Genomic DNA, 21,921 nt, shown 5'->3' on the forward strand with positions numbered 1-21,921 from the left:
CCCCATCAGCGAGAGCGCCAGCACGTACCAGGCCGGAGCCATGGGAGACACGCCCATCAATACCGTCACTGCAATCGGCGTCAGTCCACCGAAAATGGCATACGACACGTTGTAAGAGAAAGAGATACCGCTGAAACGGACTTCCGGCGGGAAGGCTCGCACCATCACGTAAGGCACTGCACCCACGACGCCCACGCACAGCCCTACCACGCCGTACAGCAGGAACAGCTGTTCAGGATGGCTGCCCGCCAGATGGTAAAATGCCCAGCTCGACGCGGCCAGCAACAGGCTGCCGACGACAAAGGTAACGCTGGCCCCAAACCGATCCGCCGCCAGCCCGGCGGCAAGACAGCCAAAGCAGAGCATAATGGTCGCGATACTGTTTGCCTGCAGCGTCACCGCCGGGGCGAATCCATACTGTTTCTGCAGCCAAACCGGCGACATTAATATCACCACGACAATACCCGCCGAAAGCAACCAGGTAAGAAGCATCGACACCACTACCGCTTTTTTATGGCGTACCACGACGGCTTTCACCGGCAGCTCCTGCGCCAGCGCTTTGCGCTGCTGCATCTCGAGGAAAATGGGCGTCTCCTGCAGCCAGCGGCGCAGGTACATCGCCACCAGGCCAAACGCCCCGCCCAACAGGAACGGAAGACGCCAGCCCCACTCATGAACGGCCTGTTGCGTCATGCTGGTATTCACAATCGTCGCCACCACCGACCCCAGTAAGATCCCGACGGTGAGCCCCGCGGTTAAGGTTCCACAGGCGATCCCAATGCGACGGGCAGGCACATGCTCGGACACAAATACCCACGCGCCTGGAACTTCACCACCGATGGCCGCCCCCTGGAGAATACGCATCAGCAATAGCAGCAATGGCGCAAGGATACCCATCGAGGCATAGGTGGGCAGCAGACCAATAGCCAGCGTGGGCACGGCCATCAGCAGGATACTGAGGGTAAACATCTTCTTACGCCCGACCAGATCGCCAAAGTGCGCCATCACAATGCCACCCAGCGGACGCGCCAGATACCCGGCGGCAAAAATGCCGAAGGTTTGCACCTGACGCAGCCATTCCGGGATATCCGCCGGGAAGAAGAGTTCTCCCACCACGGCGGCGAAGAAGACAAAGATGATGAAATCGTAAAATTCCAGCGCGCCACCTAAGGCCGCAAGCGTGAGGGTTTTGTAGTCCTGTCGATTCAGAGGTCGGGGGTTATGTGACATAGCGAACCATTATGCGTGTGTTGTGGATTTATTTTTACAGCGATCGTAAAGAAAAAATTACTATATCGTAAATCCGTTTACACGCTACTGCGGCTGACGCTAATGTCACACTTTCGTTATTTTCAGGAGATTGTTTCGCGGCGAGCGCTTTTAGGACGAAAAGCTGCTACCACTTTTTCATCGGTTTCCACATAGGGACCGTCAAGCAGCTGTATACAATACGGTACACTTGCAAAGATACCGTGCACAATGACGCTGCCATCTTCTGCTTTCAGCCCTTCCAGCGTCTCTTTGATCGACTTCGGCTGGCCCGGCAGGTTCAGGATCAACGCCTGCTTGCGGATCACCCCCACCTGGCGGGAAAGAATGGCCGTCGGAACAAAGTGTAGACTGATCTGCCGCATCTGTTCACCGAAGCCCGGCATTTCGCGATCGGCAACCGCCAGCGTCGCGTCCGGCGTCACGTCGCGGCGCGCGGGGCCGGTTCCACCCGTCGTCAGAACAAGATGACAGCTCATCTCATCCACCAGCTCACACAGGGTCTGCTCGATAATCGGCTGCTCGTCCGGGATCAGGCGAGTCTGGATCTCAAACGGGGTGGTCAGCGCGCTGCCCAGCCACTCTTCAAGAGCAGGGATGCCTTTATCCTGATAAACACCGCTGGAGGCGCGGTCAGAAATCGACACCAGGCCGATGCGTAAGGTATTCATATCCATTCCATTCAAAAAGTACTGATTAAAGGGAATGATACACGCAGAGAGGAAATTCAGACAGAGGCGGGGGTAAGAGGCGTGACCGGGAGCCCGGTCACGCGGAATGATTACAGCAGGTCGCCGATCATTTTTTCCAGTTTGCCCTGGTCAACAGCAAACTTACGGATACCGTCCGCCAGTTTGTCTACTGCCATTGGATCCTGGTTGTGCTGCCACAGGAACTCGGATTCCGTGATGCGCTCTGGGCGTGCTTTCACTTCACCGGTGTAGGACAGTTTACGCTCAAGCGCGCCTTCGCTCTCTGCCAGCTCTTTCAGCAGCGCAGGGGCGATGGTCAGACGGTCACAGCCAGCCAGCTCGATGATTTCACCGACGTTACGGAAGCTTGCGCCCATAACCACGGTCTCATAGCCGTGCTGTTTGTAGTATTCGTAGATTTCAGTAACAGAAACCACGCCTGGATCTTCAGCCGGTGCGTACTCTTTCTTGTCGGTATTAGCTTTGTACCAGTCCAGAATACGGCCCACGAACGGAGAAATCAGGTATACGCCCGCTTCTGCACATGCACGCGCCTGCGCGAAGGAGAACAGCAGGGTCAGGTTACAGTTGATACCGTCTTTTTCCAGCTGCTCTGCAGCGCGGATGCCCTGCCAGGTAGAAGCCAGTTTGATCAGGATACGGTCGTTGCTGATGCCAGCATCGTTGTACATTTTGATCAGACGTTTCGCTTTCGCGATAGACGCTTCGGTGTCGTAGGAGAGACGTGCATCCACTTCGGTAGAGATACGGCCAGGAACCAGTTTCAGGATTTCCAGACCGATGTTCACTGCCAGCTTGTCGGTAGCGTCAACAACCTGCTGCGCGCGGTCGTTGCTCTGTGCTTTCGCCCAGGTCACTGCGTCGTCAATCAGTTTGCGATACTCAGGGATCTGTGCGGCGTTAAGGATCAGAGAAGGGTTGGTTGTGGCATCCTGCGGCTGGTACAGCTTCATTGCCGCGATATCTCCGGTGTCAGCTACGACAGTGGTGAACTGACGAAGGGAGGTCAATTTATCCGTCATGATAGTGTTTCTCTTTTAACGTGCCCTGGATAATTCACGCTACCGACAGCATGCCTGCAGCGGAAAAATGACAGGTTTACTTGTTAGGGGGATGTAACCGGTCTGCCCTGATGATAACACGAGTGAGAGGCAGCGCAACCGCAGACAGTGCGCTTAGGCAGAGTATGATAAACTGAGAATATTAACAGGCTGCTAATCAACAGCATGTCCAATCAGTGGTAGCGCTTACATATTCACTTTGGCATCAACAAGAGGGACGTTAATGCCTGATTTCCTATACTTTATTAACGAAATTCTCTGGGGTTCGATAATGATATATCTGCTCCTGGGAGCAGGTATTTGGTTCACGCTGCGCAGTGGTTTTATCCAGTTTCGTTATATTCGCAAATTTGGCAGAAGTCTGAAAAATAGAATCACCCCACAGCCGGGCGGATTAACCTCATTTCAGGCGCTCTGCACCAGTCTCGCCGCGCGGGTCGGCAGCGGTAATCTGGCGGGCGTTGCGCTGGCCATCAGTGCGGGGGGGCCTGGCGCCGTATTCTGGATGTGGGCCACGGCGATTATCGGCATGGCGACCTCGTTCGCTGAATGCTCGCTCGCTCAACTCTATAAAGAGAAAGACAAAAACGGTCAGTTTCGCGGCGGTCCGGCCTGGTATATGGCCCGTGGACTGGGGATGCGCTGGATGGGCGTCCTGTTTTCGCTCTTCTTACTCATCGCCTATGGCCTGATTTTTAACACCGTCCAGGCAAACTCCGTGGCGCATGCCATGCGCTATGCCTTTGCCTGCCCGGAATGGATAACCGGTGCCGTTTTAGCGCTTCTCACCCTGCTGACGATATATGCCGGTCTCAAAGGCGTGGCCCGCCTGATGCAGTGGCTGGTTCCGGTTATGGCCCTCCTGTGGGTAGCCGCCAGTCTGTTCGTTACCGTACTGCACATCGATCAGTTTCCGGACGTCATCGCCGCTATCTTTAAGAGCGCGTTCGGCTGGCGCGAAGCGGCCTCGGGCGCGCTGGGTTATACCGTCAGTCAGGCACTCACGGCAGGGTTTCAGCGGGGCATGTTCTCGAACGAAGCCGGTATGGGTTCAACGCCCAACGCAGCGGCGGCGGCGGCGTCCTGGCCTCCCCATCCAGCGGCGCAGGGCATTGTGCAGATGATTGGTGTGTTCACGGACACCATTATTATCTGCTCCGCCAGCGCGATGATCATTCTGCTGTCGGGGACCCTTCCCCATCCCTCTGGCACCGTCGGGATACAGCTGGTTCAGCAGGCGCTGGTCAATCTTGTGGGTGGCTGGGGAGCCGGTTTTGTCTCATTGATAGTGGGTCTTTTTGCGTTTAGTTCGATCACGGTGAACTATCTCTACGCGGAGAACAACCTGATCTTCCTGAAGCTTGACTCGCGACCTTCGCGCAACGTGCTTCGCGTAGGTGTCATCGCCATGATAATGACGGGCGCCCTGCTCAGCATGCCGGTGGTCTGGCAACTGGCGGACGTGATTATGGCGCTGATGGCGATCACCAACCTGACGGCAATTTTGCTGCTTTCTCCGGTGGTGACACTCATTGCTCAGGACTATCTGCGTCAGCGCAAGCTGGGCCTTAAACCCGTGTTTGATCCCACCCGCTACCCCGAAATTGAGGCGCAAATTGCCCCCGGCGCCTGGGATGATTTGCCGCGGCAATAACAGCTATCGATCAATTCAGGGCGATTTTTTGCTAAAGTCGCTCTAAATTTCCTGCAAGGACTGGATATGCTGATTCTGATTTCACCTGCAAAAACGCTCGATTACCAGAGCCCGCTCGCCACCGAGCGCTATACCCAGCCTGAACTGCTGGACTACTCTCAACAGCTGATCCGCGAAGCGCGTAAACTCTCTGCGCCGCAAATCGCCTCGCTGATGAGCATCAGCGACAAGCTGGCCGATCTGAACGCGACCCGCTTTCACGAATGGCACCCGGATTTCACCCCGGCTAACGCTCGCCAGGCGATTCTGGCCTTTAAAGGTGATGTCTATACCGGCCTGCAGGCGGAAGATTTTAGCGAAGCCGATTTCGATTTTGCCCAGCAGCATCTGCGTATGCTGTCAGGCCTGTACGGCGTACTGCGCCCGCTGGACCTGATGCAGCCGTATCGTCTGGAGATGGGTATCCGCCTGGAAAACATCAAAGGCAAAGATTTGTACCATTTCTGGGGCGATATCATTACCGACAAGCTGAACGCGGCGCTGCGCGCCCAGGGCGATAACGTGGTAATTAACCTGTCCTCCGACGAATACTACAAGTCAGTGAAACCGAATAAGCTGGATGCAGAGATCATCAAACCGGTGTTCCTCGACGAGAAGAACGGTAAGTTCAAAGTGATCAGCTTTTACGCCAAGAAAGCACGCGGGTTGATGAGCCGCTACATCATCCAGAACCGTCTGACGAAGCCGGAGCAGCTGACCGGATTTAACAGCGAAGGTTATTTCTTTGACGAGGCGTCGTCAGGGAAAGGTGAACTGGTGTTTAAGCGCCACGAGCAGTAAAAACAAACCCCGCCAACTGGCGGGGTTTTGCATTAATGGTGTTTCCAGTCCGGGCCGCGGTCGTCGCGGCGGTCATCGTGGTGATGGTCATCATGGCGATTGTCATGCTTACGCTTTTCATCATGCGGACGCCAGTGGTTATCGCGCCAGTCATAGTGCGCCTTCCACCAGTCGTGGTCTCGCCAGCGGCCGCCGTCCCAGTAATGTCCGTTGTTATCCTGGTCGCCAATCTGCAGTTTTACCGCAGGGACGAGGGTGATTTCAGATGCCTGTACCGCCATGGGAGCGACCAGCATCAGTGAAAGCGCGATGAGAGCAGGTTTCAGTTTAGACATAGGTGACTCCTCGTTACTCTTGCCCAACGTGGGCCGATGTAAGGAGATTACGCGAGGGGAACGGGGGATGTTATTCTCTGCAATCCTAAACGCTAAGTGACCGCATTTATTGGGAATTTCTACTTTTTTCCTGCTTCTTTTCTCCTTAATTCCTTCACAAATAAAGCCGGGTGGCGCTGCGCTTACCCGGCCTACGTTCTGCGCCGTTGTAGGTCGGGTAAGGCGTAGCCGTCACCCGACAAAAATCACGCTCGAGCCATCATCAGCTTACGCAGCGCGGCAAAATCTGCCGGCAATTCATGAGACAGCAGCGGCAGGTCGGCACGCTCGGCCAGCTCTTTCGGCAGTGACAGCGTTTCGCCCAGGATCGCTTCCACGCTCTCTTTGAACTTCGCCGGATGCGCGGTGCCCAGGAACAGGCCATATTCACCCGGATTGAGCTGATCGCGCAGCGCGCGGTAAGCAATCGCCGCGTGCGGTTCAGAGGTGTACCCCACAGCTTTCAGCTCGCGCATGGTCGCTTTGGTGGTTTCATCAGTCACCGCGGCGTAGCCCAGGTCACCCAGACGCCAGATCTTACGGCGGAACAGCTCTTCCACGCGCGGCCAGTTGTTTGGCTGCGATACATCCATTGCGTTAGAGAGTGTCGCCTGCGTGGCGTTCGGCGCCCACTTCCCGTCTTTCAGGAAGCGCGGCACGGTGTCGTTGGCGTTGGTGGCTGCGATAAAGCGTTTCACCGGCAGACCCAGCGATTTCGCCAGCAGGCCCGCCGTCAGGTCGCCGAAGTTACCGCTTGGTACGGAAACCACCAGCTGGTTGCGCGCTTCCTGCGGCAGCTGCGCCACCGCTTCGAAGTAGTAGCAAATCTGCGCCAGCAGACGGCTGATGTTGATAGAGTTAGCAGAGTTCAGCCCCAGGGCGACCTTTAGATCTTCGTCGTCGAAGGCCTGCTTGACCAGCGCCTGGCAGGCATCGAAATCGCCGTCAATCGCCACGGTTTCAATGTTGCCGCCGAGCGTACAGAACAGTTTTTCCTGCAGCGGGCTGATTTTGCCTTTCGGGTAGAGGATCACGACGCGGACGTTTTTCAGTCCGTAGAACGCGTGCGCCACCGCCGCACCGGTATCGCCGGATGTCGCGGTCAGGATGGTCACCGGTTTGTCGCCGCTGATGTGGGTCAGCATCTGCGCCATGAAGCGGCCACCGAAGTCTTTGAACGCCAGCGTAGGGCCGTGGAACAGCTCCAGGCAGCCAACGTCAGGCTCAACCTGCTTCACCGGTGCCGGGAAAGCAAACGCCGCACGCACGCGCTCTTCCAGCAGCTCCTGCGGGATTTCGTCCCCGATAAACGCCGACAGAATTTTCGTGCTGCGGGTGACAAAGTCTTGCTTCAGCAGTTCGTCGATGTCGGTCAGCTGAAATTCCGGCAGGTCATGAGGGAAAAACAGCCCCTGATTTTTGCCCAGCCCCTGCGTTACCGCCTGCGCGAAGCTGACCTGCTCGTTATGATCTTTAAGGTTGTAGAGTTTCATTAATTATCCCAGTACTCGTGCGCCAGCCGTGTCCAGACGGCAAATATGAACAAAGCCTTCCTGATTTTGCAGGTAGTGTTTAGAGAGCCAGTCCGCCACGCGCTGCGCGGTGTCTGGCTTGTCGCACAGGGCGAACAGCGTCGGGCCTGAGCCAGAGATGCCGCACGCCTGCGCGCCGATATCCATCGAGGCCTGTCGCGCCTCGTTAAAGCCGGGCAGCAGCTTCGTACGATACGGCTCGGCAATGACGTCTTTCATCAGCTTCGCCGCCAGCTGCGGCTGACGGGTGTAACAGGCATGAATAAAGCCTGCCAGGTGACGCCCGTGGGCGATACAGTCCTGACGACGATACTGTGCAGGCAGGATCGCACGCGCTTCCGCGGTAGAGACCTTAATGCCCGGATAGGCCAGCACCCACAGCCACTCATCAAACCCTGGCACCTGCTGGCTGATGATGCCATTTTCTTCGATCATCAGCTGCATGCCGCCGAGGAAGCACGGCGCCACGTTGTCATAATGAATGCTGCCGGAAATGCGCCCTTCCAGCTCGCCCATCAGCCCCAGCAGACGGCTGTTGTTCAGCGGCTTGCCGCAGTGCTCGTTCATCGCCACCAGCGCGGCAACCACGGAACACGCGCTGGAGCCCAGGCCCGAGCCAATCGGCATACTTTTTTCCAGCGTCATGGCGACCGGCACGTTTTTGCCGATCTCCTGACAGAAGCGTTCCCAGCACTGATAAACGATATTTTCGCGCGGCTCAGACGGCAGTTTGCTGGCAAAGCGGCCCACGTTATTCAGGCTGAAGCTGTCTGCCGCTTCCACCGTAACCGTATCGCCCAGCAGCGAACCATCCACCGGCGTGACCGCCGCGCCCAGCACGTCAAATCCGACGCTCATATTGGCGCTGGAAGCCGGGGCATAAACTTTGACCATGTTAAACTCCTAACTTCCATGACAGGGTACGCAGCAGATCGGCAAACACACCCGCCGCCGTAACATCGTTCCCTGCGCCATAGCCGCGAAGCACCAGCGGCAATGGCTGATAATAGTGGCTGTAGAACGCCAACGCATTCTCGCCGTTTTTGACTTTGTACAGCGGATCGTTGCCATCCACTTCGGCAATCTTCACCCGGCACACGCCATCTTCTTCAATGTTGCCAACATAGCGCAATACCTTACCTTCATCACGGGCTTTCGCCACTCGGGCGGCAAAAGCATCGTCAAGCTGCGGCAAATTCGCCATAAAGGTGCTGACGTCACCACCGTCATCAAACTCTGCTGGCAGCACCGGCTCAATCACGATATCCGAAAGCTCCAGCTCGCGGCCCGTTTCACGCACGAGGATCAGCAGCTTGCGCGCCACGTCCATCCCGGAGAGATCGTCACGCGGATCCGGCTCGGTATAGCCCAGCTCGCGCGCGGCGCGAGTGGCTTCCGACAGGCTCATCCCTTCATCCAGCTTGCCGAAGATAAAGGACAGCGAGCCGGAGAGAATGCCGGAGAAACGCTGCAGTTCATCGCCCGCGTTGAGCAGGTTTTGCAGGTTCTCGATAACCGGCAGGCCTGCGCCCACGTTGGTGTCGTACAGGAACTTGCGGCGCGACTTGCTCGCCGCCAGACGCAGCTGGTGATAGTAATCCATCGACGAGGTGTTGGCCTTTTTGTTTGGCGTCACCACGTGGAAACCTTCGCGCAGGAAGTCGGCATACTGATCGGCCACCGCCTGGTTGGAGGTACAGTCAACAATCACCGGGTTAAGCAGGTGATACTCTTTCACCAGACGGATCAGGCGGCCCAGGTTGAACGGCTCTTTCGCCTCGTTCATCTCGGCCTGCCAGTTTTCCAGGTTCAGACCGTGAACGTTGGTCAGCAACGCTCTGGAGTTGGCAATCCCGCAGACGCGCAAATCGATATGTTTCTTCTTCAGCCACTCCTGCTGACGCTTCACCTGCTCCAGCAGCGCGCCGCCTACGCCGCCCACGCCAATCAGGAACAGCCCGATCACCTGGTCGGTGTTGAACAGCATCTGGTGAACGACGCGCACGCCGGTGGTGGCGTCATCGTTGTCCACGACAACGGAAATCGAACGCTCAGACGAACCCTGCGCAATCGCCACGATGTTGATATTGGCACGCGCCAGCGCGGCAAAGAATTTAGCGGAGATGCCGCGCAGCGTGCGCATGCCGTCACCGACGACTGAGATAATCGCCAGACGCTCCTGAATGGAGAGTGGCTCCAGCAATTCCTCTTTCAGCTCCAGATAGAACTCTTCCTCCAGCGCGCGACGGGCGCGCAGGCAATCCGCCTGCGGCACGCAGAAGCTGATGCTGTATTCGGAAGAGGACTGGGTGATCAGCACCACGGAGATACCGTTGCGGGACATGGCTGCAAAGACGCGCGCCGCCATGCCGACCATCCCTTTCATCCCCGGGCCGGAGACGCTGAACATCGCCATGTTGTTGAGGTTGGAGATGCCTTTCACCGGCAGACCGTCTTCATCGGTACTCGCGCCAATCAGCGTACCCGGCGCCTGCGGGTTACCGGTGTTTTTAATCAGGCAAGGGATCTGGAACTGAGCAATCGGAGAGATGGTACGCGGGTGAAGCACTTTAGCGCCGAAGTAGGAAAGTTCCATCGCTTCCTGGTACGACATCGACTTGAGCAGCCTGGCGTCCGGAACCTGGCGCGGGTCGCAGGTATAGACGCCGTCAACATCAGTCCAGATCTCACAACAGTCTGCGCGTAAACAGGCGGCCAGCACGGCGGCGGAGTAGTCGGAGCCGTTACGGCCCAGCACCACCAGCTCGCCCTTCTCGTTACCGGCGGTGAAACCTGCCATCAGGATCATGTGGTCAGACGGGATTTTGCTCGCGGCGATACGGCGGGTTGATTCGGCAATATCAACGGTGGATTCGAGGTAGTGGCCCACCGCCAGCAGTTTTTCAACCGGGTCGATCACGGTCACGTTATGGCCGCGCGCTTCCAGCACGCCCGCCATGATGGCGATTGAGAGTTTTTCGCCCCGGCAGATCAGCGCCGCGTTGATGCTGTCCGGGCACTGGCCGAGGAGGCTGATACCGTGCAGGACGTGTTTGATTTGCGCAAATTCCTGCTCAACGAAGGACTTCAGCTGAGCGTGCGGGAAGCCGGGCAGCGCCTCTGCAAGCCCTTGCAGTAAGTCAGCGAAGATACGCTCGGCGTCGCTGATGTTCGGGAGTGCATCCTGGCCACCGATGGTTTTTTCAATCATCGCCACCAGATGGTTCGTGATTTTTGCCGGGGCAGAGAGCACGGTAGCAACCTGCCCCTGCCTGGCGTTGCTTTCCAGGATATCGGCAACACGCAGAAAACGTTCTGCATTTGCCACTGATGTACCGCCGAACTTCAACACTCGCATGGTTCTACCTCGTTTCCTTTAGCCGAAAAAAAAGCCCGCACTGTCTAGGTGCGGGCTTTTTTTTGTTTTTCCTGTACGCGTCAGCCCGCATCGTTACCCGTGGTAATGATGATGGTTGTGGTAATGGTGGTGATGCTGATGCGTTTCATGGATGTTGTGTACTCTGTCATTATTATCTGTCTGTGCTGTATTCTTTTAGGGTTAAAGGATCGGGCACCTTAAGTCAACGAATTTTTAATTTGATCACAATTCGGAGGACTCTCACGTCCCGCTGCCGTCGGATTTATTTTCATCCGAATACTCCAAAAGCAACCCTTAGCATCAGATGATTACACCATAATAAAAATGTATGACAGCACTTTACTCGGCCAATTTTTTTTCAATATCGTGCAGCAAACGGTGCAGCATTGCCGTGTCGCGTTGCTCAAGACGGCCCAAACGCTGCTGTAGCCAGTCGACCATTTTTTGATCGTCAGCCACACCCAGCTGCATGAGCAGGTTTTCCACGCGCGCGCGAAGTGCAGACAGCTGGTTTTCATCGGTGCCTTTAACAGGCGGCTGCGGAATTTGTATTAAGGATGCTAATTGATAGCAATAGACCATCACCGCCTGGCCTAAATTGAGTGAAGGATAATCTGCAACCATCGGCGCGCCTGTCAGCACATCCGCCAGTTCCAGCTCTTCATTGGTCAGCCCGGAATCTTCACGCCCAAACACCAGCGCGGCTTTCTCCAGCCACTGGCTTTTCTCTTCCAGCATCGCCACCAGCTCCGCGGGCGTGGCGTAGTAATGAAACTTCGCCCGGCTGCGCGCCGTGGTCGCAACGGTAAAGGAGATGTCGTGCAGCGCGTCGGCAAGCGTAGCGTAAGTGGTTATATTATCGAGAATATCTCCCGAACCGTGTGCGACCCAACGCGCCGCAGGCTCCAGGTGCGCGGCGCTGTCCACAATACGTAAATCGGTAAAACCCATGGTCTTCATGGCACGCGCCGCAGCGCCTATGTTTTCGGGTCTTGCTGGGGCCACCAGCACAATCGACAGATGCATTTATGCTCTCTTTTTAAGCAGTTAGCGGGTAAAAATGTGATGCGCCTCAACATATTACGCAGCACGAATTTACAAAATTGCAACACAAATCACCGAAATAGCGTTTCATAACAAATTAAAAACGCTAAACTATTTTGTGGCTGAACAATCAGTTAGAATGTTAACAGACAGATATTATCCCTATGTTTTATAATGATAATGACTGTGTGAATGCCTATTCTTAATTGGATTCGTATTGTTTATCAATCAATGTCCGCAACTAGTTGGTTTATTGAAAATTTGTGACAAAGGCTAGCATTCGGATACGATGATTTCATCAAACTGTTAACGTGCTACAATTGAACTTGATATATGTCAACGAAGCGTAGTTTTATTGGGTGTCCGGTGTCACTTAGCCTGTTATGTTGCTGTTAAAATGGTTAGGATGACAGCCGTTTTTGACACTGTCGGGTCCAAAGGGAAAGTACCCAAGACCAAGCTAATGATGTTGTTGACGTTGATGGAAAGTGCATCAAGAACGCAATTACGTACTTTAGTCACGTTAAGCCGATCATGTTAATTTGCGACATGCATCAGGCAGGTCAGGGACTTTTGTACTTCCTGTTTCGATTTAGTTGGCAATTTAGGTAGCAAACATGCAGACCCCGCACATTCTTATCGTTGAAGACGAGTTGGTAACACGCAACACGTTAAAGAGCATTTTCGAAGCAGAAGGCTACGATGTCTTTGAAGCGACCGATGGCGCAGAGATGCATCAGATCCTTTCTGAAAATGATATCAACCTGGTCATTATGGACATTAACCTGCCAGGCAAAAACGGCCTTCTTCTGGCACGCGAACTGCGTGAACAGGCGAACGTCGCGTTAATGTTCCTGACAGGCCGTGACAACGAAGTTGATAAAATTCTTGGCCTGGAAATCGGTGCGGATGACTACATCACCAAACCGTTTAATCCACGCGAGTTAACCATTCGTGCACGCAACCTGCTGTCCCGCACCATGAACCTGGGAACGGTCAGCGAAGAGCGTCGTAGCGTAGACAGCTACAAATTCAACGGCTGGGAACTTGATATCAATAGCCGTTCACTGATCAGCCCGAACGGTGAGCAGTATAAACTGCCGCGCAGTGAATTCCGCGCGATGCTGCACTTCTGCGAAAACCCGGGCAAAATTCAGTCCCGTGCAGAACTGCTGAAGAAAATGACCGGTCGCGAGCTGAAGCCGCATGACCGTACCGTAGACGTGACCATCCGTCGTATTCGTAAGCATTTCGAATCTACGCCAGATACGCCGGAAATCATCGCCACGATCCACGGCGAAGGGTACCGTTTCTGCGGTGACCTGCAGGAGTAATCCCGCAGTTAACGCATTAAAAACGGCGCAAATGCGCCGTTTTTTTTATTTCCAGATCCGCATCGTATCGTCATCCGGTGCTGCGGGTGGCTCAGGTTGCTTCGGCTGAGAGAGCGAGTACCAGTCGAAATGACGGGTCAGGTACATGACGGCGAACAGCGCCAGCGCGAGAACCGCAGACCCCAATAGCAGCGCACTGTCCTCAGAGCGCAGCAGGAACCACATCACCACGTCCAGCCCCAGCAAGGCCAGCACAAATAGTCCGCTGCGCTTCCAGCTTTTCAGCACGGCCTGCAGGTACATTCCGTTCATCGCAGCGCCCACCAGACTTGCAACAACCCAGGCTGGCGTAAACCCAACGTGTTCAGACAACGCCAGCAACACCAGATAGAACAGCACCAGCGACAATCCCACCAGCAGGTACTGCATTGGGTGCAGGCGCAGCCCGGTTAAGGTTTCGAAGACAAAGAAGGCCATAAACGTCAGCGCAATCAGCAAAATGGCGTACTTGATCGCCCGGTCAGTCAGCTGATACTGATCGGCGGGCGTGGCTACCGTGACGCTAAAGGCGGGGATCGACTCCCATGATGGCGATTCGCTCCCGCTGAACCAGCTCTCAAGGTTGTTCGCAAACCAGCTGCTCTTCCAGTTCGCCTGGAAACCAGACTCGCCAATTTTGTGCTTAACCGGCAGATAGTTGCCCATAAAGCCCGGATGCGGCCAGTTGCTGTTAAGCGTCATTTCGCTGTTACGCCCTACCGGTACCACTGCAAAACTGCCAGTTCCCGCCAGATTGAGTGACATCTCAAGTGCAAACGTTTTGGCTTCCAGCGCGTTGTCGGTCAGCGGGATGTGGATCCCTGCAAGCGCCCCGTAGACACCTGAACCGGGTTCCACGCTTAGCGTCTCACCATTGATTTTAGAGATACTGACCGTGCCAATACCCCGCGCGTCGCCAACGCCCGTCACGATAAACGGCTGCCCTGTCGCGATCGTTTCTCCTTTCAACTGCTTCAGCTCTTCGGTATTAAACTGCGCTTTTATCTTCAGGTCAGTGTTCCAGATTTGCCCATCGTAGATGCCAATATTTCGGGACTCCACGCGCTGGTTCCCTTCCACAACCAGAGAGTCCGGCAGAATGAAATGCATATAGCTTTTCTTGTATTCGACCTTCTTCTCGTCCTCCAGCTTGTAAAAAATCTCCGTCACCGGAATGGCAATCAGCGGGCCGACCAGTTTTTGCGGTCCGCTGGTGCTCTGCCGAAGCGTATTTTCGACATCGTTACGATAGCTTTCACGCTCTGAAATGAGGTTACTGACCATAAACAGCGGAACTAACAGCAGCAGGATGCACCCCAGCAGGGTGCTTACTTTCCAGAACAGGGGGGATTTCATCATTACGTCTCCTTTGTGATGAGGAGAGCGTAACCAGGCTGTGTGGGGTCAGTTTGAAGCTATGTGAAGGGACGGTGAAGTGCCAGCGTGGCCATCACGCCACCTTCATCGCGATTACGCAATGTAATCGCTCCCTGATGCAGACGCGCCACCTCCTGGACAAACGCCAGCCCGAGTCCGCTGCTCTTCAACCCGTTCTCACGCGGCAGGGAATAAAAGCGCTCAAAAATACGCTCCAGCGCATAATCCGGGATACCGCTTCCGCTATCGGTCACCGTGAGCAGGACCTGCGTTGGCGCTTCATACGCGGCCAGTGCAATAACCCCGCCGGGCGGCGTGAAGTCGATGGCGTTATCCAGCAAATTACCCAGAGCCTGTTCGAGCAGTTCGGGATCGCCCGCAACAAACAGAGAGGTGCTTTGGATCGTCAGCGTGATATTTTTCGCTGTCAGAACCGCCGAACGCGCGTCGGCCAGGCGGGTAAATAGCGTGTCGACGTCGACGCTGACCGGCACGATCTCGACCCGATTTTCAAGCCGCGCCTGGGTAAGCAGCTTTTCGACCAGCGACTGCATGCGCGCGTTTTGCACCAGAATATTATCGATAAACCGCGCGGCCACCTGCGGCGGCGGCTGCTCGGCGAGAATTTCCGCCGCGCCGCGTATCGCGGCGAGGGGGCTTTTCAGCTCGTGGGTCAGCGCATGGACATAGTGTTCAATGTAGTTTTTCCCTTCCAGGCGAATGCGCATATTCTCCAGCGCCTGGGCCAGCTTGTGCAGTTCGCTGCTGCCTGGATTAGGCAGCGGGAGAGGCGTATCCGTGGTCACTGAATCGGCGTAGCGCGATAACGTACTGATAGAACGATTGATCCACCAGGCAACGAGAAGACCGATCAGCAGGGCAATGCCGAGCAGCGCTCCGCCTGCCCACAGGATCCTTCGCTCGCTGCGATGGATACCCGGCGCCATCGCGCTGTTAGGTTTCCCGACCGACAGCACGCCGATAATCTTGCCCTGCTCCACAACTGGCGCGGCAACATACATCACCGTGCTCTCCGGATCGTCGGGATGGCTCTGGGTACTGCGCGCGCCGTATTCACCGCGAAGCGTCAGCCAGACATCGTTCCAGCGCGAGTAATCTTTCCCCACGGCCAGACGGGCGGAATCAAACACCACTCTGCCCTGCGCATCGGTCATGTAGACGTGATACTCGTTACGCACTTTATGAATGCCGCCGATATTGGCGCGGAAAGGGCGCTGATGAAGCTGAGAAAAGGCCTGTGCCAGTTTGCCCTGCTGCGCATTGCCCGAAAGGAGATCCTCACGCCCGACTTCGGCGAGTAAGGTCGCAGTATCGATTAACGTGCCCTCGGTTGCCCTGCGCACGCCGGGCTTTACTTCCTGAACAAAGATCGACAGCACAAACCACGCGGCGATGGCCACGATCAGGAAGTACCCCAGCAATAACCGCATCCCAATGCGCATCAGTAAAGGCCCAGACTGTAGCCCATACCGCGATGGGTGCTGATGGGTGAAAGTTCCTCGTTTACCGCCCGCAGCTTGGCGCGCAGGGTTTTGATGTGGGTGTCCACGGTGCGGTCGAAACTGTCGCCGTCTTCACCCCATACCTTGTCCATGAGCTGCTGACGAGAAAAGACCCGTCCGGGGGCCTGTAAAAAGGTTTTGAGCAGCAAGAATTCATAGCGGGTCAGGGGCAGTGCTTCACCGCACCAGCTAATCCGCGCGGCTGGCTCATTCAGCTCAAACTGCCCGATTCGGACGATGTCAGCAGGTGCAGCTGATTTTTGCATCCGCCGTAAAATTGTCCTTACCCGGGCGCACACTTCCCGTGGGGAGAAAGGCTTGGCAACGTAGTCGTCAGCGCCCATTTCCAGGCCGAGGAGTTTATCCACTTCATCGCTGCGGGCCGTCAGAAACAGCACCGGCAGTGACGGATGCTGGGCCAGCAGCTGGCGGCACAGCTCAAAGCCGCTGATGTCCGGCAGCCCGACGTCCAGAATGGCGAGCGCCGGAGCCTGCTGCCGCGCCGCCTCCAGCACCGGTAAACCGCGCTCGAACGCCTTTACCGCAAATCCTTCCTGCTGAAGCATGTAGATCAGCGTATCGGCGATACTGGTTTCGTCTTCAACCAGCCAGACCACAGGTTGTTGCATGGTTCATCCCTGAATTAATGCCACGGCATAATCGGCACCGCACTGATCGCGTTTTTCGGCGAGCCTTCCACCACTTTGTCGGAATAGGCCAGGTATGCCAGGGTGTTGCGTTTGGCATCATAGAAGCGCACTACCTGCAGCTTTTTAAACACCAGCGAGGTCCGTTTCTGGAAAACCACGTCGCCCTGCGCTTTGCCGTTTTTAATTTTATCGCTCAGCTCAACCGGCCCCACCTGCTGGCAGGAGATCGCCGCATCGGAAGTATCTTCCGCCAGCCCCAGCCCGCCTTTGATACCGCCCGTTTTCGCGCGGCTCACGTAGCAGGTGACGTTTTTCACATCCGGATCGTCAAACGCCTCCACCACGATTTTGTGGTCCGGACCAAACATTTTGAACACGGTATCGACGGAACCAATCTGTTCCGCCTGCGCGGCGCGGCCGACCATCAGCAGCAACGCGGTGAAGATCAAAGTCTTGTATTTCATATTGTTACCATTCTTTAAAATTGCACTGGGCGATTATTCAACACTTTAGACAAAAATGTAGCAAGATCACAGGATTAGAATATATTCGCCCAAAACGAGCCGTAAAAGGCATTAATGCGCAAAAAAAACACTGAATGCTAAAACATCAAAAAATGCTATTATCCGCTAACCTGTTATCAGGCACCTGCTGTTTTAAGGATGAGGATAGTATATGGATCAGGCTGGAATTATTCGCGACCTGCTAACCTGGCTGGAAGGTCATCTCGACCAGCCTTTGTCACTGGATAATGTGGCGGCTAAAGCAGGCTATTCCAAGTGGCATCTGCAAAGGATGTTCAAGGATGTCACCGGTCATGCTATCGGTGCCTATATTCGCGCACGTCGTTTATCTAAATCTGCTGTGGCATTGCGCCTGACCGCGCGGCCGATTCTGGATATTGCCCTGCAGTATCGTTTTGATTCGCAGCAAACGTTCACCCGCGCCTTTAAAAAACAGTTCTCGTTGACGCCAGCGCTTTATCGTCGTTCGCCTGACTGGAGCTCGTTTGGCATGCGTCCGCCGCTGCGTCTGGGCGAGTTCGCGATGCCGAAATATGAAATTGTCGCGCTGCCGGAAACCCATCTGATCGGCACAACCCAGAGCTACTCCTGTTCTCTGGAGCAGATTTCTGAGTTCCGTCATCAAATGCGCGTCCAGTTCTGGCGCGACTTCCTGAGCCATGCACCGGCAATCCCGCCAATTCTGTACGGTCTGAACGAAACGCGCCCAAGCCAGGAAAAAGACGACGAGCAGGAGGTGTTCTACACCACCGCGCTGACGCCAGAGATGGCGAATGGTTATATTCAGGGTTCGAAACCGGTCGTGCTGGAAGGCGGCGAGTACGTGATGTTCTCGTATGAAGGGCTGGGAACGGGCGTTCAGGAGTTTATCCTGACCGTTTACGGGACCTGCATGCCAATGCTGAATCTTAATCGCCGTAAAGGTCAGGACATTGAGCGCTACTACCCGGCGCAGGATGCCAAACCGGAAGAAGGCCCAATCAATCTGCGTATGGAATTCTTGATTCCTATCCGCCGTTAACGCTGCAGTTCGTCAAGCGCAGGGGCATCGAGATGCGAAATGTCCCCTGCCATCTCCACTACCCAGCCCGACGCCAGCCATGCGCTTTCCTGATAATCAATTCGGGAAATGGAGCAGTTGCGCAGACGCAAACGGCGCTCAGCGTAAGCCGGTAACCCCAGAATGGTGCTTACCAGGCAGCCCAACGCAATCCCGTGACTCACCAGCAGCGGACGGCTTCCCGCCGGGAGCTTCAGGCATTCCGCCAGTGCGGCATGCAAACGCACGCTCAGCTCCTGCATGGATTCCCCTTCCGGAATACGGCCATCTTCCGGTACCGTTCCCCAGCGTGCGACGCCAGCCCTCTTCCGTTTCCGTCAGCGTATCGATATGGCGTTTTTCCAGCACGCCCATATCCAGCTCGCGCAGGCGCGGCTCCAGCATGACATCACAGCCGCAGGCATCTGCGATGATGCGCGCCGTCTGCTGTGTGCGACCTAAATCGCTGGTAATCACGTGAGTAATGCCCAGCGTTCTGGCGCGTTCCGCCACCTGCCACGCTTGCTGCACACCCTTTTCGGTGAGAGGACTGTCCGACTGGCCTTGAATACGTCGCTCGGCGTTCCACTGCGTTTCACCGTGGCGAACAAGGTAAACCTGTAACATGTTTTTTTCCGTTATACTGCGATGAGTTTTTTTTGAATCGAGCTTAATTATGCACCATGTTGTCTCTGCTACCACTAATCCTGCCAAAATTCAGGCAATTCTAAGGGCATTTGACGAGATCTTCGGCGCAGGATCCTGCCATATTGAGGCCATCGGCGTCGAGAGTGGCGTTCCTGAACAGCCGTTTGGCAGTGAGGAAACGCGCGCTGGCGCACGAAATCGCGTGGCAAACGCCAGGGCCGCAGCACCGGATGCTGACTTTTGGGTGGCGATTGAAGCAGGTATCGACGAAGGCGCAACCTTTAGCTGGGTGGTCATCGAAAGCCGCGAGCAGCGCGGTGAAGCGCGCTCGGCCACCCTGCCGCTGCCGGAAGTCATTCTGGAAAAAGTGCGTGCGGGTGAAGCGCTCGGGCCGGTGATGTCGCAGTACACCGGCATCGATGAGATTGGCCGTAAAGAAGGAGCGATTGGCGTCTTTACCGCAGGCGCGCTGACGCGTTCTGGCGTTTACCACCAGGCGGTGATTCTGGCGTTAAGCCCGTTCCATAACGCGATTTATCGGTAAGTTTCCAGGCCGGATAAGGTGTAGCCGTCATCCGGCGTTTTTCAGCAATACCGCTTCCAGCCACTGGCGCAGCTCAACCGGCGCAGACTTCAGGCTGTTCGAGCCGCGGGTGATCGTTGCAATGCCCGCGCCGAGCTCATTTTTCAGCTCGCGCTGGCTCATCTCACCGCGCAGCAGCTCCTCAATGATCCGCACGCGCGTGCCCAGCGCCTCACGCTCGTCCGGCGTGAGCATCAGCTGCATGAGGGGTAAGTGCAAATCCTGCTCGTAAGACTGGCGAAGCAGCTCCACAAAACGAAGCCACTCCTGATGACGTTGTTCGGCCATTGCCGAGGAATACGGGGAATGCTGGGTCATGTTATGCTGCCTCTTGTACTCATTAGCGAGTACAGCATAACACAACCCGCGCCGATCAGTAACGCCTCTGCCACTCGGCATCGCTCATCAGGGTATCTTTCTGCCCCATGAAGTAGCGATAGTAGGCGTCATAGGCCAGCACGTTCTTCACGTAGCCGCGCGTTTCCGAGAACGGGATGCTCTCGACAAACGCCACCGCGTCGATGCGTCCGGCGCTGTTGCCAAGCCAGGTGCGCACGCGTCCCGGCCCCGCGTTATACGCCGCCGAAGAGAAGATGCGGTTATTGCCAAACTGCTGGTAGACGTACTGCAAATAGCTGGTACCGATGTTGATGTTGGTATCCGGATCCAACAGCTGCGACGGGCTGCTGTAACCGGGGATGTTGAACATCTTCACCGTGTGCGTCGCGGTGCCGGGCATGATCTGCATCAGGCCGCTGGCGCCCACCGGGGAGCGCACTTTCGGGTTCCAGGCACTCTCCTGACGGGCAATCGCCATCGCATAGCTCTGAGGGATATCTTTGCCGCTGGTATAACGATCGAACAGATCCTTATACGCCAGCGGGAAACGCTCTTCGAGATGATCCCACAGCTTGCCGGCGATCGTCGCCTGCACGCTCAGATCCCACCAGCGATTATCGAACGCGTAGCGGGCAAGCTGGGCTTTCTCGTCGGTGGTGCGGCTGGTGACCAGATTAGCCCACTCGCTGCGCGCGGTGTTGTCCATATTCCAGTACATCAGCTCGCGCACGCGCGCCATCTCCGGCCCCTGCGTCAGCGCCGGGTTCGCGTTGGCGGGCGCTTTGTCGATCTTGAGCGTGTACTCCTCGCCCAGCCGCTGCGCCGCCACCATCGGGTAGAATCCGCGCTGTTGCATCAGAGCGTGGAGGATAGCCTTGGCCTCATCGTCACGGCCACGCTCCAGCAGCAGGTCGGCCTGCCAGTAGCGCCATTCATCTTTCTCTTTAGCATCCATCGGCAGACGCGCAAGCCAGGTATTCAGCCCACGACGATCGCCCGTGCCCAGCGCCATTCGCACGCGGCGCTCGACAAGCGAGGTGGAGTTTGAACGCATGATCGCGTCGTCACGCCAGCGCGCCTGTTCGTCGGTCACATCGGTGCCCATCAGTCGCCACGCCACGATGTCGCGCAATTCCTGCGTTTGTTCTTCATTAAGCTGCTGCGCCTGCACCAGCTGCGGGATCATCAGCCGCGCGTTTTCCACATCGTCACGCGCCACGCTAGTAAAGGCGACCGCCGCCATTTGTCGCGTGAAATCTGTCGCGCCCGTACTGCGGGCAAAGGTCAGCACGCTGTTCGGATCGTTTGCCAGCCCAATGACGGCAGACGAAATGGTTTGATAGTCGGACGGCATCTGCCCCGCCAGCGCAGTGACCAGACGCGTGTTCCCGGCCTTCATCGCCAGGCGAATGCGTTCAAGATAAGCCAGCGGATCCTGTTTGCCCGATGCGCGCCATGCGCCGAAGAGCGAATCACAGGCGTTAGGCTGGCTTTTGCCCGTCAGCCAGAGATCTTTGGCACCGACCCAGGCCTCCTCCTGCTGTCCTGTGGCCCATTTGGCGTAGTAGTAATTACACTGTGCTTCCGTCGTGCCCGGTTTTTCCGGGCTAAACGCCAGCAGCCCGCGCCAGTCTTCACGACGCGCCAGCTCATTCACAAAACGAGACTGGAGATTACGGGCAGGCGGCAGAGTCGGGTTCGCCTGAATGAAGTTGTTCACGGTGACGGTGGGTTGGTTCATGAGATCGTCGGTTATCTGGCGGTACTCCAGATACGGATACAGCGGATAATCCTTTAGCGTCGGCATCAGGGCCTGCACGGTATCCATCTGCTTGTTGTCCCACGCCTGTTTAATCTGGGCGTAGCGGTTACGTTGTTCATCCAGTGAATCGGCATGCACCGCCTGGCTTACCGCCATTACGCATACGCTGGCAGCCAGCAGACGCCAGACCACCCGTTTGGCTTTTTCCACAAGCTCTTCCTCATTGTTTTTCGTTAG

The 21,921-nt window shown here is 56.1% G+C and carries 21 protein-coding genes, 1 pseudogene and 1 other annotated feature; of the genes and pseudogenes, 5 read left to right on the forward strand and 17 right to left on the reverse strand.

Annotated elements, in window-relative coordinates:
* From ENTMO_RS0102815 to tal, 3 genes are all read right to left on the reverse strand, one after another.
* Positions 1-1,230, reverse strand: a 1,230-nt coding sequence (locus ENTMO_RS0102815; protein ID WP_010427074.1) for an MFS transporter, incomplete at its 3' end; no start/stop codon positions are given.
* A 122-nt stretch (positions 1,231-1,352) separates the two neighbouring features.
* A complete protein-coding gene (gene mog / locus ENTMO_RS0102820; protein ID WP_010427076.1) occupies positions 1,353-1,940 on the reverse strand; it encodes a molybdopterin adenylyltransferase in 588 nt (195 codons plus the stop codon).
* Between the two features lie 110 nt (positions 1,941-2,050).
* Entirely contained in the window at positions 2,051-3,004 is a 954-nt protein-coding gene (gene tal / locus ENTMO_RS0102825; protein ID WP_010427077.1) for a transaldolase, read from the reverse strand.
* Positions 3,005-3,266: 262 nt separating this feature from the next.
* Here tal and ENTMO_RS0102830 point away from each other — a divergent pair, with 262 nt between their 5' ends.
* Both ENTMO_RS0102830 and yaaA read left to right on the forward strand, forming a co-directional pair.
* Entirely contained in the window at positions 3,267-4,697 is a 1,431-nt protein-coding gene (locus ENTMO_RS0102830; RefSeq protein ID WP_010427079.1) for an alanine/glycine:cation symporter family protein, read from the forward strand.
* Positions 4,698-4,763: 66 nt separating this feature from the next.
* Positions 4,764-5,537, forward strand: a complete 774-nt coding sequence (gene yaaA / locus ENTMO_RS0102835; RefSeq protein ID WP_010427080.1) for a peroxide stress protein YaaA — start codon at positions 4,764-4,766, stop codon at positions 5,535-5,537.
* 32 nt (positions 5,538-5,569) lie between these two features.
* Here yaaA and ENTMO_RS0102840 read toward each other — a convergent pair whose 3' ends face one another.
* From ENTMO_RS0102840 to yjjY, 7 genes are all read right to left on the reverse strand, one after another.
* Entirely contained in the window at positions 5,570-5,872 is a 303-nt protein-coding gene (locus tag ENTMO_RS0102840; protein ID WP_010427082.1) for a DUF2502 domain-containing protein, read from the reverse strand.
* Between the two features lie 245 nt (positions 5,873-6,117).
* The gene (gene thrC, locus ENTMO_RS0102845; protein ID WP_010427084.1) at positions 6,118-7,404 is read right to left on the reverse strand and encodes a threonine synthase; all 1,287 of its coding nucleotides are present in this window, start codon (positions 7,402-7,404) and stop codon (positions 6,118-6,120) included.
* Positions 7,405-7,407: 3 nt separating this feature from the next.
* Positions 7,408-8,337, reverse strand: a complete 930-nt coding sequence (gene thrB, locus ENTMO_RS0102850) for a homoserine kinase (protein ID WP_010427087.1) — start codon at positions 8,335-8,337, stop codon at positions 7,408-7,410.
* Between the two features lies 1 nt (position 8,338).
* Positions 8,339-10,801 (reverse strand): bifunctional aspartate kinase/homoserine dehydrogenase I, encoded by a 2,463-nt coding sequence (gene thrA, locus ENTMO_RS0102855; protein WP_010427089.1) that lies wholly within the window; start codon positions 10,799-10,801, stop codon positions 8,339-8,341.
* Between the two features lie 24 nt (positions 10,802-10,825).
* Positions 10,826-10,943 (reverse strand) — a sequence feature (Thr leader region).
* Positions 10,882-10,950, reverse strand: a complete 69-nt coding sequence (gene thrL / locus ENTMO_RS24935; RefSeq protein ID WP_015572623.1) for a thr operon leader peptide — start codon at positions 10,948-10,950, stop codon at positions 10,882-10,884. Its footprint overlaps the feature before it by 62 nt.
* A gap of 211 nt (positions 10,951-11,161) precedes the next feature.
* Positions 11,162-11,848 carry a tRNA/rRNA methyltransferase gene (locus ENTMO_RS0102865; protein ID WP_010427090.1) on the reverse strand — a complete coding sequence of 229 codons (687 nt, stop codon included), beginning with the start codon at positions 11,846-11,848 and terminating at the stop codon, positions 11,162-11,164.
* A gap of 399 nt (positions 11,849-12,247) precedes the next feature.
* Positions 12,248-12,388: a YjjY family protein gene (yjjY, locus tag ENTMO_RS25845; RefSeq protein ID WP_085928893.1), complete on the reverse strand. Its 141-nt coding sequence runs from the start codon at positions 12,386-12,388 to the stop codon at positions 12,248-12,250.
* Between the two features lie 95 nt (positions 12,389-12,483).
* Between yjjY and arcA the strand changes: the two genes are divergently transcribed.
* The gene (gene arcA / locus ENTMO_RS0102870) at positions 12,484-13,200 is read left to right on the forward strand and encodes a two-component system response regulator ArcA (RefSeq protein ID WP_003856501.1); all 717 of its coding nucleotides are present in this window, start codon (positions 12,484-12,486) and stop codon (positions 13,198-13,200) included.
* A 45-nt stretch (positions 13,201-13,245) separates the two neighbouring features.
* Here the strand turns inward: arcA and creD are convergent, their stop codons facing one another.
* The 4 genes from creD to creA are packed head-to-tail and all read right to left on the reverse strand — an operon-like array spanning position 13,246 to position 17,253.
* A complete protein-coding gene (gene creD, locus ENTMO_RS0102875) occupies positions 13,246-14,598 on the reverse strand; it encodes a cell envelope integrity protein CreD (RefSeq protein WP_029484937.1) in 1,353 nt (450 codons plus the stop codon).
* A 56-nt stretch (positions 14,599-14,654) separates the two neighbouring features.
* Positions 14,655-16,079: a two-component system sensor histidine kinase CreC gene (gene creC, locus ENTMO_RS0102880; protein WP_010427095.1), complete on the reverse strand. Its 1,425-nt coding sequence runs from the start codon at positions 16,077-16,079 to the stop codon at positions 14,655-14,657.
* Positions 16,079-16,768, reverse strand: coding sequence for a two-component system response regulator CreB (gene creB / locus ENTMO_RS0102885; RefSeq protein WP_010427097.1), 690 nt, complete (start codon positions 16,766-16,768; stop codon positions 16,079-16,081). The genes creC and creB overlap by 1 nt, the downstream gene beginning before the upstream one ends.
* Positions 16,769-16,782: 14 nt before the next feature.
* Complete coding sequence (creA, locus tag ENTMO_RS0102890; protein ID WP_010427098.1) at positions 16,783-17,253, reverse strand: protein CreA; 471 nt, start codon at positions 17,251-17,253, stop codon at positions 16,783-16,785.
* A 211-nt stretch (positions 17,254-17,464) separates the two neighbouring features.
* On the opposite strand from creA, the gene robA reads away from it, so the two are divergent.
* Positions 17,465-18,334 carry an MDR efflux pump AcrAB transcriptional activator RobA gene (robA, locus tag ENTMO_RS0102895; RefSeq protein WP_010427100.1) on the forward strand — a complete coding sequence of 290 codons (870 nt, stop codon included), beginning with the start codon at positions 17,465-17,467 and terminating at the stop codon, positions 18,332-18,334.
* Here robA and gpmB read toward each other — a convergent pair.
* Positions 18,331-18,979 (reverse strand): annotated as a pseudogene (gene gpmB, locus ENTMO_RS23695) (2,3-diphosphoglycerate-dependent phosphoglycerate mutase GpmB). The gene robA and the pseudogene gpmB sit on opposite strands and share 4 nt — an antisense overlap.
* A gap of 49 nt (positions 18,980-19,028) precedes the next feature.
* Here gpmB and yjjX point away from each other — a divergent pair.
* Entirely contained in the window at positions 19,029-19,544 is a 516-nt protein-coding gene (gene yjjX / locus ENTMO_RS0102905; protein ID WP_010427103.1) for an inosine/xanthosine triphosphatase, read from the forward strand.
* 27 nt (positions 19,545-19,571) lie between these two features.
* On the opposite strand, the gene trpR is transcribed toward yjjX, so the two are convergent.
* Together trpR and sltY are read right to left on the reverse strand one after the other, a co-directional pair.
* A complete protein-coding gene (trpR, locus tag ENTMO_RS0102910; protein WP_010427104.1) occupies positions 19,572-19,901 on the reverse strand; it encodes a trp operon repressor in 330 nt (109 codons plus the stop codon).
* 55 nt (positions 19,902-19,956) lie between these two features.
* Positions 19,957-21,894, reverse strand: coding sequence for a murein transglycosylase (gene sltY, locus ENTMO_RS0102915; protein ID WP_010427106.1), 1,938 nt, complete (start codon positions 21,892-21,894; stop codon positions 19,957-19,959).
* Positions 21,895-21,921: the final 27 nt, after the last annotated feature.

The sequence above is a fragment of the Enterobacter mori LMG 25706 genome (assembly GCF_000211415.1).
In the GTDB taxonomy this organism is placed as follows: domain Bacteria; phylum Pseudomonadota; class Gammaproteobacteria; order Enterobacterales; family Enterobacteriaceae; genus Enterobacter; species Enterobacter mori.

Excerpts from the sequence above, each read along its gene's own strand:
- ENTMO_RS0102865 (WP_010427090.1), bottom strand. The coding sequence starts at position 11,848 with ATGCATCTGTCGATTGTGCTGGTGGCCCCAGCAAGACCCGAAAACATA.
- creC (WP_010427095.1), bottom strand. The coding sequence starts at position 16,079 with ATGCGCATTGGGATGCGGTTATTGCTGGGGTACTTCCTGATCGTGGCC.
- thrC (WP_010427084.1), bottom strand. The coding sequence starts at position 7,404 with ATGAAACTCTACAACCTTAAAGATCATAACGAGCAGGTCAGCTTCGCG.
- creD (WP_029484937.1), bottom strand. The coding sequence starts at position 14,598 with ATGATGAAATCCCCCCTGTTCTGGAAAGTAAGCACCCTGCTGGGGTGC.
- thrA (WP_010427089.1), bottom strand. The coding sequence starts at position 10,801 with ATGCGAGTGTTGAAGTTCGGCGGTACATCAGTGGCAAATGCAGAACGT.
- yaaA (WP_010427080.1), top strand. The coding sequence starts at position 4,764 with ATGCTGATTCTGATTTCACCTGCAAAAACGCTCGATTACCAGAGCCCG.
- creA (WP_010427098.1), bottom strand. The coding sequence starts at position 17,253 with ATGAAATACAAGACTTTGATCTTCACCGCGTTGCTGCTGATGGTCGGC.
- mog (WP_010427076.1), bottom strand. The coding sequence starts at position 1,940 with ATGAATACCTTACGCATCGGCCTGGTGTCGATTTCTGACCGCGCCTCC.
- creB (WP_010427097.1), bottom strand. The coding sequence starts at position 16,768 with ATGCAACAACCTGTGGTCTGGCTGGTTGAAGACGAAACCAGTATCGCC.
- thrB (WP_010427087.1), bottom strand. The coding sequence starts at position 8,337 with ATGGTCAAAGTTTATGCCCCGGCTTCCAGCGCCAATATGAGCGTCGGA.
- ENTMO_RS0102840 (WP_010427082.1), bottom strand. The coding sequence starts at position 5,872 with ATGTCTAAACTGAAACCTGCTCTCATCGCGCTTTCACTGATGCTGGTC.
- ENTMO_RS0102830 (WP_010427079.1), top strand. The coding sequence starts at position 3,267 with ATGCCTGATTTCCTATACTTTATTAACGAAATTCTCTGGGGTTCGATA.
- trpR (WP_010427104.1), bottom strand. The coding sequence starts at position 19,901 with ATGACCCAGCATTCCCCGTATTCCTCGGCAATGGCCGAACAACGTCAT.
- robA (WP_010427100.1), top strand. The coding sequence starts at position 17,465 with ATGGATCAGGCTGGAATTATTCGCGACCTGCTAACCTGGCTGGAAGGT.
- tal (WP_010427077.1), bottom strand. The coding sequence starts at position 3,004 with ATGACGGATAAATTGACCTCCCTTCGTCAGTTCACCACTGTCGTAGCT.
- yjjX (WP_010427103.1), top strand. The coding sequence starts at position 19,029 with ATGCACCATGTTGTCTCTGCTACCACTAATCCTGCCAAAATTCAGGCA.
- arcA (WP_003856501.1), top strand. The coding sequence starts at position 12,484 with ATGCAGACCCCGCACATTCTTATCGTTGAAGACGAGTTGGTAACACGC.